At 71.0% G+C, this 14,338-nt stretch carries 15 protein-coding genes and 2 tRNA genes; 13 read left to right on the top strand and 4 right to left on the bottom strand.

Going from position 1 to position 14,338, the window contains the following annotated elements:
- Positions 1–86 precede the first annotated feature (86 nt).
- The 4 genes from ACFWJ8_RS01140 to ACFWJ8_RS01155 all read left to right on the top strand — a co-directional run bounded on the left by ACFWJ8_RS01140 (position 87) and on the right by ACFWJ8_RS01155 (position 1,062).
- A tRNA-Glu gene (locus ACFWJ8_RS01140) sits at positions 87–162 on the top strand.
- A gap of 41 nt (positions 163–203) precedes the next feature.
- Positions 204–279 (top strand) — tRNA-Glu (locus ACFWJ8_RS01145).
- 62 nt (positions 280–341) lie between these two features.
- Positions 342–698, top strand: coding sequence for a YidH family protein (locus tag ACFWJ8_RS01150; protein ID WP_378807923.1), 357 nt, complete (start codon positions 342–344; stop codon positions 696–698).
- Positions 699–702: 4 nt separating this feature from the next.
- Positions 703–1,062 carry a DUF202 domain-containing protein gene (locus tag ACFWJ8_RS01155; RefSeq protein ID WP_378807925.1) on the top strand — a complete coding sequence of 120 codons (360 nt, stop codon included), beginning with the start codon at positions 703–705 and terminating at the stop codon, positions 1,060–1,062.
- 7 nt (positions 1,063–1,069) lie between these two features.
- On the opposite strand, the gene ACFWJ8_RS01160 is transcribed toward ACFWJ8_RS01155, so the two are convergent.
- The gene (locus ACFWJ8_RS01160; protein WP_378807927.1) at positions 1,070–2,248 is read right to left on the bottom strand and encodes a DUF4349 domain-containing protein; all 1,179 of its coding nucleotides are present in this window, start codon (positions 2,246–2,248) and stop codon (positions 1,070–1,072) included.
- Positions 2,245–2,814 carry an RNA polymerase sigma factor gene (locus tag ACFWJ8_RS01165; RefSeq protein ID WP_378807930.1) on the bottom strand — a complete coding sequence of 190 codons (570 nt, stop codon included), beginning with the start codon at positions 2,812–2,814 and terminating at the stop codon, positions 2,245–2,247. The genes ACFWJ8_RS01160 and ACFWJ8_RS01165 overlap by 4 nt, the downstream gene beginning before the upstream one ends.
- Positions 2,815–3,080: 266 nt before the next feature.
- Here ACFWJ8_RS01165 and ACFWJ8_RS01170 point away from each other — a divergent pair, with 266 nt between their 5' ends.
- From ACFWJ8_RS01170 to ACFWJ8_RS01200, 7 genes are all read left to right on the top strand, one after another.
- Positions 3,081–4,118: a TerC family protein gene (locus tag ACFWJ8_RS01170; protein ID WP_378807932.1), complete on the top strand. Its 1,038-nt coding sequence runs from the start codon at positions 3,081–3,083 to the stop codon at positions 4,116–4,118.
- 194 nt (positions 4,119–4,312) lie between these two features.
- Complete coding sequence (gene leuC / locus ACFWJ8_RS01175; RefSeq protein WP_378807934.1) at positions 4,313–5,785, top strand: 3-isopropylmalate dehydratase large subunit; 1,473 nt, start codon at positions 4,313–4,315, stop codon at positions 5,783–5,785.
- A gap of 1 nt (position 5,786) precedes the next feature.
- Positions 5,787–6,383 (top strand): 3-isopropylmalate dehydratase small subunit, encoded by a 597-nt coding sequence (leuD, locus tag ACFWJ8_RS01180; RefSeq protein WP_378807936.1) that lies wholly within the window; start codon positions 5,787–5,789, stop codon positions 6,381–6,383.
- Between the two features lie 111 nt (positions 6,384–6,494).
- Positions 6,495–7,877, top strand: a complete 1,383-nt coding sequence (murA, locus tag ACFWJ8_RS01185; protein WP_378807938.1) for a UDP-N-acetylglucosamine 1-carboxyvinyltransferase — start codon at positions 6,495–6,497, stop codon at positions 7,875–7,877.
- 4 nt (positions 7,878–7,881) lie between these two features.
- Entirely contained in the window at positions 7,882–8,646 is a 765-nt protein-coding gene (locus ACFWJ8_RS01190) for a lysophospholipid acyltransferase family protein (RefSeq protein WP_378807940.1), read from the top strand.
- Positions 8,612–9,772: an NAD(P)H-dependent glycerol-3-phosphate dehydrogenase gene (locus ACFWJ8_RS01195; RefSeq protein ID WP_378807942.1), complete on the top strand. Its 1,161-nt coding sequence runs from the start codon at positions 8,612–8,614 to the stop codon at positions 9,770–9,772. Before ACFWJ8_RS01190 ends, ACFWJ8_RS01195 begins: the two co-directional genes overlap by 35 nt.
- A complete protein-coding gene (locus ACFWJ8_RS01200; RefSeq protein WP_378807944.1) occupies positions 9,672–10,766 on the top strand; it encodes a D-alanine--D-alanine ligase family protein in 1,095 nt (364 codons plus the stop codon). The genes ACFWJ8_RS01195 and ACFWJ8_RS01200 overlap by 101 nt, the downstream gene beginning before the upstream one ends.
- Before the next feature lie 57 nt (positions 10,767–10,823).
- On the opposite strand, the gene ACFWJ8_RS01205 is transcribed toward ACFWJ8_RS01200, so the two are convergent.
- Positions 10,824–11,321, bottom strand: a complete 498-nt coding sequence (locus ACFWJ8_RS01205; protein WP_378807946.1) for a DUF3515 family protein — start codon at positions 11,319–11,321, stop codon at positions 10,824–10,826.
- A 58-nt stretch (positions 11,322–11,379) separates the two neighbouring features.
- Here ACFWJ8_RS01205 and thiL point away from each other — a divergent pair, with 58 nt between their 5' ends.
- Both thiL and ACFWJ8_RS01215 read left to right on the top strand, forming a co-directional pair.
- A complete protein-coding gene (gene thiL / locus ACFWJ8_RS01210; protein WP_378807948.1) occupies positions 11,380–12,375 on the top strand; it encodes a thiamine-phosphate kinase in 996 nt (331 codons plus the stop codon).
- Between the two features lie 42 nt (positions 12,376–12,417).
- The gene (locus ACFWJ8_RS01215) at positions 12,418–13,800 is read left to right on the top strand and encodes a serine hydrolase domain-containing protein (protein WP_378807950.1); all 1,383 of its coding nucleotides are present in this window, start codon (positions 12,418–12,420) and stop codon (positions 13,798–13,800) included.
- Here ACFWJ8_RS01215 and rsmD read toward each other — a convergent pair.
- Positions 13,761–14,321 carry a 16S rRNA (guanine(966)-N(2))-methyltransferase RsmD gene (gene rsmD, locus ACFWJ8_RS01220; protein ID WP_378807952.1) on the bottom strand — a complete coding sequence of 187 codons (561 nt, stop codon included), beginning with the start codon at positions 14,319–14,321 and terminating at the stop codon, positions 13,761–13,763. The two genes, ACFWJ8_RS01215 and rsmD, sit on opposite strands and share 40 nt — an antisense overlap.
- Between the last annotated feature and the right edge of the window lie 17 nt (positions 14,322–14,338).

The raw sequence follows: 14,338 nt of genomic DNA on the forward strand, positions 1-14,338 counted from the left end.
GGGTGCGGCGGCAAGCCGCGCCGCACCTGCTGCCTCGATTTGGAGCGATGATGCGGGGCGTGGCATAATCGAACGGTTGCCTGAACGGCCCCATCGTATAGCGGCCTAGTACGCCGCCCTCTCACGGCGGTAACGCGGGTTCGAATCCCGCTGGGGTCACCAGTCAGGCAACACGTCGGAGTCCAGGCTCCGGCTCGCTGTACGGCCCCATCGTATAGCGGCCTAGTACGCCGCCCTCTCACGGCGGTAACGCGGGTTCGAATCCCGCTGGGGTCACCACCCGAAGAGCCCCGGTCCACGGACCGGGGCTCTTCGTCTGTTCGGGGATAGGCTCGGCCTCGATGGACAGCCGATTCCCCCGCTCGCTCTACCGGCGCGGCTCCGAGCCCGATCCACGGTTCAGCCTCGCCAACGAGCGGACGTTCCTGGCCTGGGTGCGCACGTCCCTCGCGATGCTGGCTGCAGGCGTCGCCCTCATCGCCCTGGACGTCGGCGTGTCGACCGGATTCCGCATCGCGTCGGCGGCGGTGTTCATCGTGCTCGGCGTGCTGTGCGCCGTGCAGGCGTGGGTGGGCTGGTACCGCACCGAGCGGTCGCTGCGCGAATCGCGCCCGCTTCCCGGCGCCGCCCTGGCGCCCGCGCTGACGGTCGGGGTCGTGCTGGCCGTCGTGCTGCTGGTGCTCGGCCTGCTCTGGTGACGCGATGAGCACCCCCGAGCAGCCGTTCGATCCGGGCCTGCAGCCCGAGCGGACACTGCTGGCCTGGCGTCGCACGTTCCTGGCACTGGGGGTCGCCGGTGCCGTCGCGGTGCGTTTCGCGGCCGAGGTGAGTCTGTATGCCGCGATCCCGCTGGGGCTGGTGCTCGTGGCGCTCGCGCTGACGGGCTACCTCCGCGTGGCTCGCCGTTACCGCCGCGTCCATGAGGGACTCCATGCCCGCGGCGAGCTCGCGACCGGGGGCGTCACGATCACGATCATGGCGCTGACCCTGCTGACCGTCGCGCTGTCGGTCGTCGTCTACCTCGTCGGCATGGCCGCGGAGCTCGCCTCGGCACCGAAGTGAGGCGTCCTCACTCCGTCTTCGACTCCTCGGTGGATGCCGCCGGCTCCGCGGGGCGCGCGTCCCGGGCCGTCCGCCGCCGGCGCACGGCGCGGACGATGAGCCACACGATGAGCCCGGCGACGGCCGCGACGGCGAGCCAGGGGATGAGGAACCCGATGGCCACGACGATGCCGTTGAGCGTGGCCACGAGGCCGTTCCAGCCGGCGGCGAGCCCGTCGCCGAACCCGGCGGGATCGGCGGTCACAGGCTCGACCTCGGGGGTGAGGGTGACCGAGAGCGTCGACATCGCGACCTGGTCGTCGAGCATCTTGAGCTGCTGCTGGTAGGACTCCAGCAGCGCCTGCCGCTCCGACAGGGCGGACTCGGCCGCGAGAAGGTCGGCGACGCTCGCGGCCTGCGCCATCAGCGCCTCGAGCCGGTCTACCGAGGCCTGTGCGGCGTCGATGCGCGCCTCGAGGTCGACGGTCTGTGCCGTCACGTCTTGCCGATCGACGTTGGACGCGGTGACGGTGCCGAGGTCGTCCAGGGAACCGCGCACGGCGGTCAGCTGGTCCGCGGGCACGCGCACGGTGATCCAGGCGCCGTCGGTCGGCGCCGGATACGGCATGACGTCGGGTGCGACGACGCCGTCCGTCATGCCGCTTTGCGCGGGATCGACCGGGGAGACCGTGCCGTCACTGCCGATGCTCATCGATTCGACATAGCCGCCGTGCAGCGCCGCGGTGTCGGCGACGCTGCGCACGGCCGCGTCGACGTCGTCGACCGTGACAGTGGCCGACGCGGTCGTCACGATGTCGCGACCGACTGTCGCGGTGTCGGTCGCGCCCGCTCCGGCGGACTCGTCCGCCACCATCGAGCCTGCGCTCGACTCGGGCGCTGTGTCCGCGGCTCCGTTCTCGGCGCCGCCGTCCGCCCGGGACGCCGGCGCGACGGCCGCGCTGTCGGAGCCTCCCGACGGGCTGACCATCGTGCCGACGCTCGGCGCGATGACAGCCGCGACCACGATGACGGCCGCCGCCGCGCCGCCAGCGATCCAGTACCGCCCGCGACGGCGGCGCTGCGTGGTCGCCCGCGACCGGTCGGCGGCGATGTCGGCGAACAGTGCGTCCTCGATCTCGTCGATGCGCTGCGGACTCAGCTCGGGAAGGGATGCCGCACCCTGCGGGTCCCTCGGCTGCGTGTTCATGTGCTCTCCTTCACGACGGTCCGCAGGCGCGTGCGGATGCGGGAGAGACGATTGCGGACGACGCCGTGCGTGATGCCCAGCTGCTCGGCGGCCGCCTGGTAGGCGTAGCCCTCGGTCGCACAGAGCCGGAAGATCTCGCGGTCGAGGTCGCCGAGGCCGGCGACCTCGCGCAGGATCGCGTCGGCCAGTGCGCCGTCGACGACCTGCTGCTCGACGTCGACCGTGTCTGGCAGGCTCTCGTCGGCCGGTGCGGCGGTGTGCTCGCGGTCGCGGCGCTGCCGCCGGACGCGGTTGGCGGCCTGGAAGCGGCAGATGGTCGCCAGCCACGGCAGCAGCGACTCGCCCGCCAGTTCGAAGCCGGGGAGCTTGCGCCACGCGACGAGGAACGTCTCCTGCGTGACCTCCTCGGCGTCCGCGGGGTTGCCGACCAAGCCGTGCGCGAGCCAGTACACCGGGCGCACGTAGGTCCGGTAGATGGCGCGGAAGGCGCGCTCGCTCCCGCCCGCGGCCAGCGCCGCCAGCGCGGCGTCGCCCTGCGGGTCGTCGTGCGAACCGTCGTCAGCCATCCCCATCCTCCGAACCCTCGAATCATCTCTCATCGAACAGGTGTCGGCCCACCCCGGATCGTCTCACCGGATCCGCCGCGATGCGCGAGGTGCGGCATCCCGAGCCTGTATCCTGATGCGAGCGAGAGGGAGTATCCCGAAACCGCGCATCCGTCATCACGGGTCCCGACAGAGCGACCCCGGGTGTGCGACGCCGGCCGGCAGGCCAGCGGGGGAGAGACTTTCGAATTCGACCGACCCCTCTCCGCATTCTCGAAAGGCCCGCAATGGACCTCGATCTCCCGCTGTGGTTCGAAGTCGGATCCCTGGTGATCCTGACGCTCATCCTCGTCGCCGACCTGCTGCTGATCCTCAAGCGCCCCCACATCCCGTCGGCCAAGGAGTCGACCCTGTGGGTGCTGTTCTATGTGACGCTCGCGCTGATCTTCGCCGGCTTGATGTGGATCTTCGCGGGCGGTGAGTACGCCGGTCAGTTCGTGGCCGGCTGGCTCACCGAGTACAGCCTGTCGATCGACAACCTGTTCGTGTTCGTGCTGATCATGAGCCAGTTCGCCGTGCCCCGCAGGTACCAGCAGGAAGTCCTGATGGTGGGCATCATCATCGCGCTCGTGCTGCGCGGCGTGTTCATCCTCCTGGGCGCCGCGATCATCGAGCAGTTCAGCTGGGTGTTCTACCTGTTCGGCGCGTTCCTGGTGTGGACCGCGATCCGGCAGGCGTTCCCCGGCGGCGACCATGAGGACGACGTCAAGCAGGAGGGCTTCGTCGTCCGTGTGCTCCGCCGCTTCATCGACATCAGCGACGAGTACGACGGCGCGAAGATCCGCACGGTCGTCGGCGGCAAGAAGATGTGGACGCCGATGATCATCGTGTTCGTGACGATCGGCGTCACGGACCTGCTGTTCGCGATCGACTCGATCCCTGCGATCTTCGGGATCACGCAGAGCGCGTTCATCGTGTTCACCGCGAACATCTTCGCGCTGATGGGGCTCCGTCAGCTGTACTTCCTGCTGGGCGATCTGCTCGACCGCCTGCGGTACCTCCACTACGGCATCGCGTTCATCCTGGCGTTCATCGGTCTCAAGCTCGTGTTCCACGCCATGCACGTGAACGAGCTGCCCTTCATCAACAACGGCGAGCCCATCGAATGGGCCCCCGAGATCTCGACCTGGATGTCGCTCGGCGTCATCGTCCTGTCGATGGCGGTCGCGACGATCGCGAGCCTCATCGCGTCGGCGCGCGACAAGCGGAATGCCGTGGATGCCGCACCCGCCGTCGAGGGGTCCACGGGCTCCGAAGGGCACTGAGAGCGGGTCCGCGCGAGTCGAGGTCCACCGAGCCGGTGGTAGCCTGGGCTCGTGCGGATCGCTCGCCTTCTCCTTAGCGGCCGCGACGAGTCCTAGTTCCCAGGCCTCCCTCGTCGCGGAGTTCGTCGCGGGCCCCACCCTCACGGCCCCGGTTCGTCGCGGGCGCCGTCTCATCCGAGGAGAACGACAGAGCAATGAGCACGATCGACGCATCCGGCATCCCGGACCGCCCCCGCACGCTGGCCGAGAAGGTCTGGGACGACCACGTCGTCGTCCGCGGCGAGGACGGCCAACCCGACCTGATCTACATCGACCTCCACCTGGTGCACGAGGTCACGAGCCCACAGGCGTTCGACGGCCTGCGCGCCGAGGGGCGCCCCGTGCGCCGGCTCGACCTGACGATCGCGACCGAGGACCACAACACCCCGACGCTCGACATCGACAAGCCGATCGCCGACCTCACCAGCCGCACGCAGATCGAGACGCTGCGCCGCAACGCCGAGGAGTTCGGTGTGCGCCTGCACTCGCTGGGCGACAAGGAGCAGGGCATCGTCCACGTCGTGGGCCCGCAGCTGGGGCTCACGATGCCCGGCATCACCGTCGTGTGCGGCGACTCGCACACCTCGACCCACGGTGCGTTCGGCGCCATGGCGTTCGGCATCGGCACGAGCGAGGTCGAGCACGTGATGGCGACGCAGACGCTGCCGCTCAAGCCCTTCAAGACGATGGCGATCACGGTCGAGGGCGATCTGAAGCCCGGTGTCACCGCGAAGGACATCATCCTGGCGATCATCGCGAAGATCGGCGCCAACGGCGGTCAGGGCTACGTGCTGGAGTACCGCGGCAGCGCCATCCGCTCCCTCTCGATGGAGGGGCGCATGACGATGTGCAACATGTCGATCGAGGCGGGCGCGCGCGCCGGCATGATCGCACCCGACGAGACGACGTTCGCGTACCTGGAGGGTCGCCCGCACGCGCCCCGGGGCCAGGACTGGGACGACGCCGTCGCGTACTGGCGCACGCTCCCGAGCGACGAGGGGGCCGTCTACGACGCCGAGGTGTTCCTCGACGCGGACGAGCTCGAGCCCTTCGTCACGTGGGGGACGAACCCCGGACAGGGTGTGTCGCTGTCGGGCGTGGTCCCGACGCCGTCCGACATCGCCGACGCCAACGAGCGAGCGGCTGCCGAGCGCGCACTGGAGTACATGGACCTGCAGCCGGGCACGGCGCTCAAGGACGTCGCGGTCGACGCGGTGTTCATGGGCTCCTGCACGAACAGCCGCATCGAGGACCTCCGTGCCTTCGCGTCGATCGTCAAGGGCCGCAAGAAGGCCGACGGCGTGCGCGTCATGGTCGTGCCGGGGTCGGCCCGCGTCCGGCTGGAGGCGGAGGCCGAGGGCCTCGACAAGGTGTTCGAGGACTTCGGTGCAGAGTGGCGCTTCGCCGGCTGCTCGATGTGTCTGGGCATGAACCCCGACCAGCTCGCGCCGGGGGAGCGTTGCGCCTCCACGAGCAACCGCAACTTCGAAGGACGCCAGGGCAAGGGCGGGCGCACGCATCTGGTCTCGCCGCTGGTCGCGGCGGCCACCGCCGTGCGCGGCACGCTCTCCAGCCCGAGCGATCTCAACGAGTTCGTCGGATCGGCTGCGGACGGACAGGGAGCCTGACATGGAGAAGTTCACCACCCACACCGGCATCGCCGCCCCGCTGAAGCGCTCTGCGGTCGACACCGACCAGATCATCCCCGCCGTGTACCTCAAGCGGGTCACCAAGACGGGCTTCGACGACGCCCTGTTCGCCAGCTGGCGGCAGGACCCCGAGTTCGTGCTGAACCAGCCTGCCTACCAGGGCGCGAGCATCCTCGTCGCCGGCCCCGACTTCGGCACCGGATCCAGCCGCGAGCACGCCGTCTGGGCGCTGCGCGACTTCGGGTTCAAGGTCGTCCTGAGTCCCCGGTTCGCCGACATCTTCCGCGGCAATGCGGGCAAGCAGGGCCTGGTCACGGGGGTGATCTCCGAGTCCGACCTCGAGGCCGCGTGGGCGGCGATCGAGGCCGACCCGGGCGTCGAGATGACGGTGGACCTGCAGGCCCGCACGGCGACGATCGGCGCGCTGGAGCTCGCTTTCGACATCGACGATTACACTAGGTGGCGGCTTCTCGAAGGGCTCGACGACATCGGGCTCACGCTGCGCGAAGCAGACAAGATCGCGCAGTTCGAGGCTCGCCGCGAGGCGTGGCGGCCGCGGACGCTTCCCGTTCCGTGAGCCGGGTCGGGCGCTCCAACAGGGCGCCCGGTCCACTGCAAACCGCCCCCGGGCAGCACCCGAGGCACCCCTCGGGTGACAGCCCCCGACCAATACAGTGAGGTCCACCGGATGAAGTCGCTTCTGAATGTCGCCGCGGGCGCCGAGACGATCGCGAAGTCGGGAGAGAAGCACGTGAACGGTGAAGTCCTCGCCATCCGCGGCGGTCGCCCCCTGACGGGGCGCGTCGAGGTCAAGGGCGCCAAGAACCTGGTCACGAAGGCGATGGTCGCCGCCCTCCTCGGCGAGACGACGAGCGTCCTGCGGGACGTCCCCGACATCAGCGACGTCCAGGTCGTCCGGTCCCTGCTCGAAGTCCACGGCGTGCGCGTGTGGGACGGCGAGGAGGAGGGGACGATCCACCTCGACCCCACCGGGGCCGTGGCCGCGCACTTCGAGGAGATCGACGCGCATGCCGGGGCATCCCGCATCCCGATCCTGTTCTGCGGCCCGCTGCTGCACCTTCTCGGTGAGGCACTCATCCCCGACCTCGGCGGCTGCCGCATCGGCGACCGTCCCATCAACTTCCACATGGACGCGCTGCGCGCGTTCGGCGCGGTCGTCGACAAGAGCTACGAGGGCATCCGCATCACGGCCCCGAACGGCCTGCACGGTGCCAACATCGAGCTGCCGTACCCGAGCGTGGGCGCGACCGAGCAGGTGCTGCTCACCGCCGTCCGCGCCAAGGGCGTCACCGAGCTGCGCAACGCGGCCATCGAGCCCGAGATCATGGATCTCATCGCCGTGCTGCAGAAGATGGGCGCCATCATCTCGTACGAGCCGAACCGCGTGATCTTCATCGAGGGCGTGGACTCGCTGCAGGGCTACGATCACCGTGCGATCTTCGACCGCAACGAGGCCGCCTCGTGGGCGTGCGCGGCGCTCGCGACGGACGGCGACATCTTCGTCGGCGGAGCCCGTCAGCAGGAGATGCTCACGTTCCTCAACGTGTTCCGCAAGGCCGGCGGCTGGTTCGACGTCCGCGAGGACGGCATCCAGTTCCGTCGCGACGGCGCGCTCAAGCCCGTCGTCGTCGAGACCGACGTGCACCCCGGCTTCATGACCGACTGGCAGCAGCCGCTCATCGTGGCCCTCACGCAGGCGCCGGGCGAGTCGACCGTCCATGAGACGGTGTACGAGAACCGCCTGGGCTTCACCGAGGCGCTCAACCAGATGGGCGCCGACATCGTCGTGCACCCCGACGGCATCGACGCTCCCGCCCGGCGCGTTCCTCGCCGGGCGCTCGAGCAGGCCGCCGTGATCAACGGCCCCACGCCGCTGCACGGCGCCGACGTCGTCGTGCCCGACCTCCGTGGCGGCTACAGCTACGTGATCGCGGCGCTCACCGCAGAGGGCGAGTCGGTGGTGCGCAACATCGGCATCATCCGCCGCGGGTACGAGAAGTTCCTCACCAAGCTCGAGATGCTCGGTGCCGACTTCGACGTCATCGGCTGATCCGATGAGCCCCCGTCGACCGCGCGCTTCGAGCGAGAAGACACGACCGAGTCTGTTCTGGCCGCTCGCGGCCATCATCATCCCGCTCATGGGCCTCGTGTTCAAGATCGAGGTCGAGGGCTCCGAGAAGCTCCCGCGCGACGGCGCGTTCGTGCTCGCGCCCAACCACGTGAGCGAGATCGATCCGCTCGTCGTGGCCATCGCGGTGTGGCGCATGGGCCGCGCGCCGCGGTTCATGGCGAAGGAGAGCCTGTTCCGCGTCCCCGTGCTCGGATGGGTGCTGCGCCACACCGGCATGGTGCCGGTGTCGCGGGCGACGTCCGCCGCTGCGGCCCGGGCGACGCTCGAGTCGTCCGAGACGCTGGTGCGCCACGGACGCGGCGTCATCGTCTACCCCGAAGGTTCGCTGACGCGCGAGCCCCACCTGTGGCCCATGCGCGGCAAGACCGGTGCGGTCCGGCTGGCTCTGGCCGGCGGCATCCCGGTCATCCCGATGGCGCAGTGGGGCGCCCAGCAGGTGCTGCCCCGGTACGGGAAGCTCAAGCTGTGGCCGCTGCGCCGCCGCGTCCGCGTGATCGTGGGCGACCCGGTGGACCTGTCGGCCTACACCGACGAGGCGACCTCGCAGACCGCGCTGGTCGCGGCGACGGACGTCGTGATGGCCGACATCGCGGGGCTGCTGTCGCAGCTGCGCGGCGAGCCTGCGCCCGAGGCCCGGTGGAATCCCGCCGACCATGGGCAGAAGGAGACGGGGCGCCTTGAGCCGTAGGCAGGATTCCGCTCGGCCGCGGGTCGCCGTCATCGGCGCCGGCAGCTGGGGCACGACGTTCGGCAAGATCCTCGCGGACGGCGGCGCGCACGTGACCATGTGGGCTCGACGCCCCGAGCTCGCGGGCGAGATCCAGGAGGGCAAGCGCAACAGCGAGTACCTCCCGGGCATCAACCTCCCGCGTGACATGCACGCGACCCACCACCTGTCCGAGGCGCTCGAGGGCGCGGAGCAGGTGTACCTGTCGATCCCGAGCCAGGCGGTGCGGCAGAACCTGAAGGCCGTACGCCCGCTGATCGCGAAGACGGACGCGCCGATCGTGTCGCTCATGAAGGGCGTCGAGCGGCGCACGGGGCTGCGGATGAGCCAGGTCATCGAGCAGGAGCTCGGCTGCGACCCGGCCCGCATCGCGGTGGCCTCCGGGCCCAACCTCGCGCTCGAGATCGCGCGCGAACAGCCCACGGCCGCGGTGATCGCGTCGACGAGCCAGGAGACGGCGGAGGCCGTCGCCCGGCGCGCGCGCAACAAGTACTTCCGCACCTTCGTGAACACCGACGTGATCGGCACCGAGTTCGGCGGCGTCCTCAAGAACCTCATCGCGGTCGCGATCGGCATCGTCGACGGCGTCGGCTACGGCGAGAACACCAAGGCGTCGATCATCACGCGCGGTCTGGTCGAGATGACCGACTTCGCCGTGGCCTTCGGCGCGCAGCCCGAGACGCTGCAGGGGCTTGCCGGCCTCGGGGACCTCATCGCGACGTGCCAGTCGCCTCTCAGCCGCAACAACACCGCCGGGCGCCTGCTCGGCCAGGGCTACCGCTTCGACGACGTGGTCAAGCAGATGAACCAGACCGCAGAGGGGCTCGCATCGGTCGCGCCCATCCTGCAGCTGGCGCGCGAGGTCGGCGTGCAGATGCCGATCGTCGAGCAGGTCAAGATGGTGCTCGACGGCACCATGAACCCTCGAGACATCGCGCCCCACCTGACGACAGACGACGACACCCCCCAGGGGGAGAGGACGCAGAATGGACAAGCCGGCGGTGGCGGTGCTCTTTGGCGGTCGATCCAGCGAGCACTCGATCAGTTCCGCAACGGCGGGAGGGGTGCTGCGGGCGATCGACCGTGACCGGTACCGCGTGATCCCGATCGGGATCACGCGCGACGGCGTGTTCGTCCTGGAGGACGACGACCCCGACAAGTTCGCGCTCGATGCCGACCGTCTGCCCGAGGTTGCCGACAACGGCACCCGCGTGGTGTGGCCCGAGGGCGGCGCCGACCGCACGCTGCGGGTGCGCCGCGCCGACGGCACGGTGGACGACCTCGGCCGCCTCGACGTCGTGTTGCCGATCCTCCACGGCCTGCACGGCGAGGACGGCACCGTCCAGGGCTTCTTCGACACGCTCGCCATCCCGTACGCGGGCGGCGGCGTGCTCGACTCGGCGCTGTGCATGGACAAGCACTTCATGAAGATCGTGCTGGCCGCCGCGGGTGTGCCGGTATCGCCGTGGGTGACGGTCACGCGTGCCCGATGGGACAGCGACCCCGGGGGCGTGCGAGCGGATGCCGCAGCCCTGGGTGAGCCGTCGTTCGTCAAGCCCGCGCGGGCGGGGTCGAGCGTCGGCGTCTCCAAGGTCCACGTGGCCGCCGAGCTGGATGCGGCCCTCGCGCTGGCGTTCGCGGAGGACGACAAGGTGCTCATCGAGTCCGCCATCGTCGGCCGCGAGGTCGAGGTCGCGGTGCTCGAGGGACGCAACGGTGCGGGCGCCCGCGCGTCGCTGCCCGGCGAGATCGTGCTCACGACGCGTGAGTTCTACGACTTCGAGGGCAAGTATCTGGGCGGTGACGGCGCCGACGTGGTGTGCCCGGCCGACCTCACCGACGCCGAGATCGCGGCGATCCAGGAGCTGGGTGTCCGCGCGTTCGACGCCGTCGACGGCCGGGGCCTCGCCCGCGTGGACTTCTTCCTCGCCGCCGACGGGCTCTACGTGAACGAGCTGAACACGATGCCGGGCTTCACGCCGATCTCGATGTTCCCGAAGTGCTGGATCGCGTCGGGCATGACCTACCCCGAGCTCATCACCGAGCTCATCGACACGGCGCTGGAGCGCGCGGCCGCCTGAGCCGCGCGGTCCGCGCGAGCGCGGGCACAGCCGGCCTGAGCCGGTCGTCGCCGCGCGTCAGCCCGTGGGCGCGTCCTGCTCCAGCGACTCCACGTTGGTGCAGGCCGCCTCGCTCACCGTGGCGTTCAGCACGACGCGTTCGCCGAGCTGCGTGAGCACCTCGTTGGGCGAGACCGCCTCGTTGTCGATGAACACCTCGACGGCGGGCTCGCGCCCGTAGGTCGTGACGAGGTACTTCGGCGCCTGCGTCTCGTCGACGATCCAGTCGACGCCGCCGAGGCTGATGCACTTGGCCTCGGTAGGTCCCGGAGGCGTCACGCCGCAGCGCAGCAGGATGGCCGAGCCGTCGTTGCCCCAGGCGCCGGTCGCCTGCGCGTCCGTCCAGATGCGCGACTGGCCGTCGACCGAGTCGGGCAGGCGGACGCTCACCTCGGCGCAGGCGGGGTCGTTCGCGTCCTGCGCCGGCTTCATGTCGACCGTGGTGGAGCAGCCGGCGAGGCCGATCGTGGCGACCGCCGCGAGTCCGGCAGCGAGCAGGGTCGGGATCACACGCACCCCTCCAGGCTAACCCGGGCGTGACGGCATCCCGATCCGGCGACGGTAGCGTGGACGGATGGTCGACGAGCACGCGGATCCGACGGTGGGCGAGTTGCGCGAGGGCGTGATCCTGCGGAGCATCCTGGAGCGGCTGGGGGAGTCCAACGCGCTGGTCGGCCCCGGTGACGACGCCGCGGTGATCGCCGCCGCCGACGGCCGCGTCGTGGCGACGGTCGACACGCTCGTGCACGGCCCCGACTTCCGCCTCGCCTGGTCGAGCGCGTACGACCTCGGCTTCAAGTCCGCGGCGGTGAACCTCGCCGATGTCGCGGCCATGGGCGCCACCCCGACGGCGCTCCTCGTGGCGCTGGCGATGCCCGAGTCCACGCATCTGTCCTTCGTCACGGGCCTCGCCGACGGGCTGCGTGCCGCATGCCGCGAGCTCGCTCCCGGATGCCGGGTCGAGGGCGGCGACCTGACCGTCTCGGACACGCTGACGATCGCGGTGACCGCGCTCGGCGCCCTCGCCGGGCGTGCACCCGTGCTGCGGTCGGGCGCCCGGGCGGGCGATGTCGTGGCCGTGGCCGGCGAGCTCGGCCGGGCGGGCCGCGGCCTCCGCGTGCTGTTCGAGCGGTTCACGGATGCCGCGCACGCGCCCGTGCCGGTCGACGAGAGCATCCTGACCCCTGCCGAGCGCCACGACCTCGCGGCCCAGCTGCGTCCTGCGCCGCCGGTCGCGCTCGGCCCGATCGCGGCGGACGCGGGGGCGACGGCGATGATGGACGTGTCGGACGGCCTGCTGCTGGACGCGTCGCGCCTGGCCGAGGCATCCGGCGTCTCCGTCGCGATCGAGTCCTCGGCGCTCGGGGGCGACGCGCACTCCGCCCTCACCGGGGGCGAGGACCACGCGCTGCTCGTGACGTTCCCGCCCGACAGGCCGCTGCCGGCCGGCTTCCGCCGCATCGGACGGGTCGTCGCGCGCGGCGCGGACCCGGTCCTCGTCGACGATGCGCCCTACGAAGGCCGCACCGGATGGGACCCGTATCGGGACTGGGACGCGCGCACCGGCTGACTCATGGCGCGCGGTGTCGCCGCCGACCGCTACGGTGACGGGGTGAGCGCTCTCCTTCCGCGTTCGGCCCCCGAACAGCAAGCCCTCCCTGCCGTGGCGATCGAACGCCTCGTCGCCGCGCTCGGCCGCATCCCGCACGTCCACACGGTGACCGTCGTCCGGCATGGGCATGTCGTCGGCGAGGCGACCTGGGCGCCGTATGAGCGCGACGAGCCGACGGCGCTGTACTCGGTCAGCAAGAGCTTCACCTCTCTCGCCGTGGGCATGGCGATCGACGAAGGGCGGTTCGGGCTCGACGATCGCGTGATCGACCTCCTGCCCGACGTCGCCCCCGCCGAGCCGTCCGATCACCTCGCGCAGCTGCGGGTGCGGCACCTGCTCACGATGACCACCGGGCACACGTCCGAGGCCGAGCTGGGGGAGGGCGACTGGGCCCGCGAGACCCTGGCCGCCGAGCTCGTGCACGCACCGGGGACGCACTGGATGTACAACACCCCGGCGACGCATCTGCTGTCGCTCATCGTGCAGACGCGCACCGGCGAGCGGCTCCTCGACTATCTGCGTCCGCGGCTCTTCGAGCCGCTCGGCTTCGTCGATCCGACCTGGCTGCAGAGCCCGACGGGAGTGGATGCCGGCGGCTTCGGCCTCTCGATCCGCCCCGAGGAGCTGGCGGCCTTCGGACAGCTGCTGCTGCAGCGCGGCACCTGGAGGGGCCGGCAGCTCGTGTCCGCGGCGTGGATCGACGAGGCGACGGCGTGGCAGGTCGCCAACGGGCAGGGCGAGTCCGACTGGAATCAGGGCTACGGCTTCCAGTTCTGGCGGTGCCGCCACGGCGCCTACCGTGGCGACGGCGCGTTCGGCCAGTATGTCGTGGTGCTGCCCGAGCATGATGCCGTGGTGGCGATCACCGGCGGCCTGCCCGACATGCAGCAGCCTCTCGACGCGCTCTGGGCTGAGCTGCTTCCGGCCTTCGACGCCGTGCCGGCCGCGACGGCGGACGGTCCCGCGGTGATCGTCCCGACCGTCCCGATCGCAGCACCCGGTGGCGAGCTGCGCGCTGACGACGTCTTGTACGAGTACGAGGACGCGCCGGTGCGTCGCCTGCGGGTGGCCGGCGGCGTCCTCACGATCGACGACCATGCGCTGCCGTTCGCGCCCGGAGCGTGGTCGGTGGCGGAGTTCCCGGCCGATCCCGGTGCGGGCCGCTTCTGGTACGGCGATCGCGTCGCCGTCGGAGGCGGGTGGCACGGCGACGAGTTCATCGCCGAGTTCCGGCTGCTCGGCGACGCGTCGACGCTGCGGCTGGTCCTGGGCGCCACGGGCAGGCTGACCATCACGCAGGACGTCGGCTTCGAGGGCCCGGACGTGTGGCAGGGCGACGCGGTTCAGGCGGTCGTCGCCCACCAGAGCGTGGTGTCGCCGTAGCGCTTCGACCGTGACGCCACGAGCCCGTCCGGCAGGGCGGGCTCGGGCGAGCGCGATGCGCGTTCGATGACGACGTCGGCGCCGTCGGCGACGAGCGGCGCGAGGAGCGCGAGGGTCGCCGCGAGCTCGGTCTCGCCCACGTCGTAGGGCGGGTCGAGGAACACCAGGTCGAACGGTCCCCGCGCCGTGCGCAGGTAGGCGTCGACCGCCGATCGGTGCACGCGGATGGCGCCGCCGTCGCCGATCGCCTTGGCGACCCGGCCCGCGTTGCGCTGGGCGACGGTCGCGGCACGCGGCGCCTTCTCGACCAGGTCGACGGATGCCGCGCCGCGGCTGGCCGCCTCGAGCCCGAGTGCGCCCGACCCGGCGTACAGGTCCAGAACCGCCGCGCCGTCGAGCACGCCGGACGACGCCAGCGCTCCGAACAGCGACTCGCGCACGCGGTCGCTGGTCGGACGCGTGCCGGCGTCCGGAACGTCGAGGACGAGGGAGCCGGCGCGGCCCGCGATGATGCGCGTCACCCCCTCACGATAGCCCG

The organism is Microbacterium sp. NPDC058389, assembly GCF_042722305.1.
Classification (GTDB): domain Bacteria; phylum Actinomycetota; class Actinomycetes; order Actinomycetales; family Microbacteriaceae; genus Microbacterium.

Excerpts from the sequence above, each read along its gene's own strand:
- ACFWJ8_RS01150 (WP_378807923.1), top strand. The coding sequence starts at position 342 with ATGGACAGCCGATTCCCCCGCTCGCTCTACCGGCGCGGCTCCGAGCCC.
- ACFWJ8_RS01155 (WP_378807925.1), top strand. The coding sequence starts at position 703 with ATGAGCACCCCCGAGCAGCCGTTCGATCCGGGCCTGCAGCCCGAGCGG.
- ACFWJ8_RS01160 (WP_378807927.1), bottom strand. The coding sequence starts at position 2,248 with ATGAACACGCAGCCGAGGGACCCGCAGGGTGCGGCATCCCTTCCCGAG.
- ACFWJ8_RS01165 (WP_378807930.1), bottom strand. The coding sequence starts at position 2,814 with ATGGCTGACGACGGTTCGCACGACGACCCGCAGGGCGACGCCGCGCTG.
- ACFWJ8_RS01170 (WP_378807932.1), top strand. The coding sequence starts at position 3,081 with ATGGACCTCGATCTCCCGCTGTGGTTCGAAGTCGGATCCCTGGTGATC.
- leuC (WP_378807934.1), top strand. The coding sequence starts at position 4,313 with ATGAGCACGATCGACGCATCCGGCATCCCGGACCGCCCCCGCACGCTG.
- leuD (WP_378807936.1), top strand. The coding sequence starts at position 5,787 with ATGGAGAAGTTCACCACCCACACCGGCATCGCCGCCCCGCTGAAGCGC.
- murA (WP_378807938.1), top strand. The coding sequence starts at position 6,495 with ATGAAGTCGCTTCTGAATGTCGCCGCGGGCGCCGAGACGATCGCGAAG.
- ACFWJ8_RS01190 (WP_378807940.1), top strand. The coding sequence starts at position 7,882 with ATGAGCCCCCGTCGACCGCGCGCTTCGAGCGAGAAGACACGACCGAGT.
- ACFWJ8_RS01195 (WP_378807942.1), top strand. The coding sequence starts at position 8,612 with ATGGGCAGAAGGAGACGGGGCGCCTTGAGCCGTAGGCAGGATTCCGCT.
- ACFWJ8_RS01200 (WP_378807944.1), top strand. The coding sequence starts at position 9,672 with ATGGACAAGCCGGCGGTGGCGGTGCTCTTTGGCGGTCGATCCAGCGAG.
- thiL (WP_378807948.1), top strand. The coding sequence starts at position 11,380 with ATGGTCGACGAGCACGCGGATCCGACGGTGGGCGAGTTGCGCGAGGGC.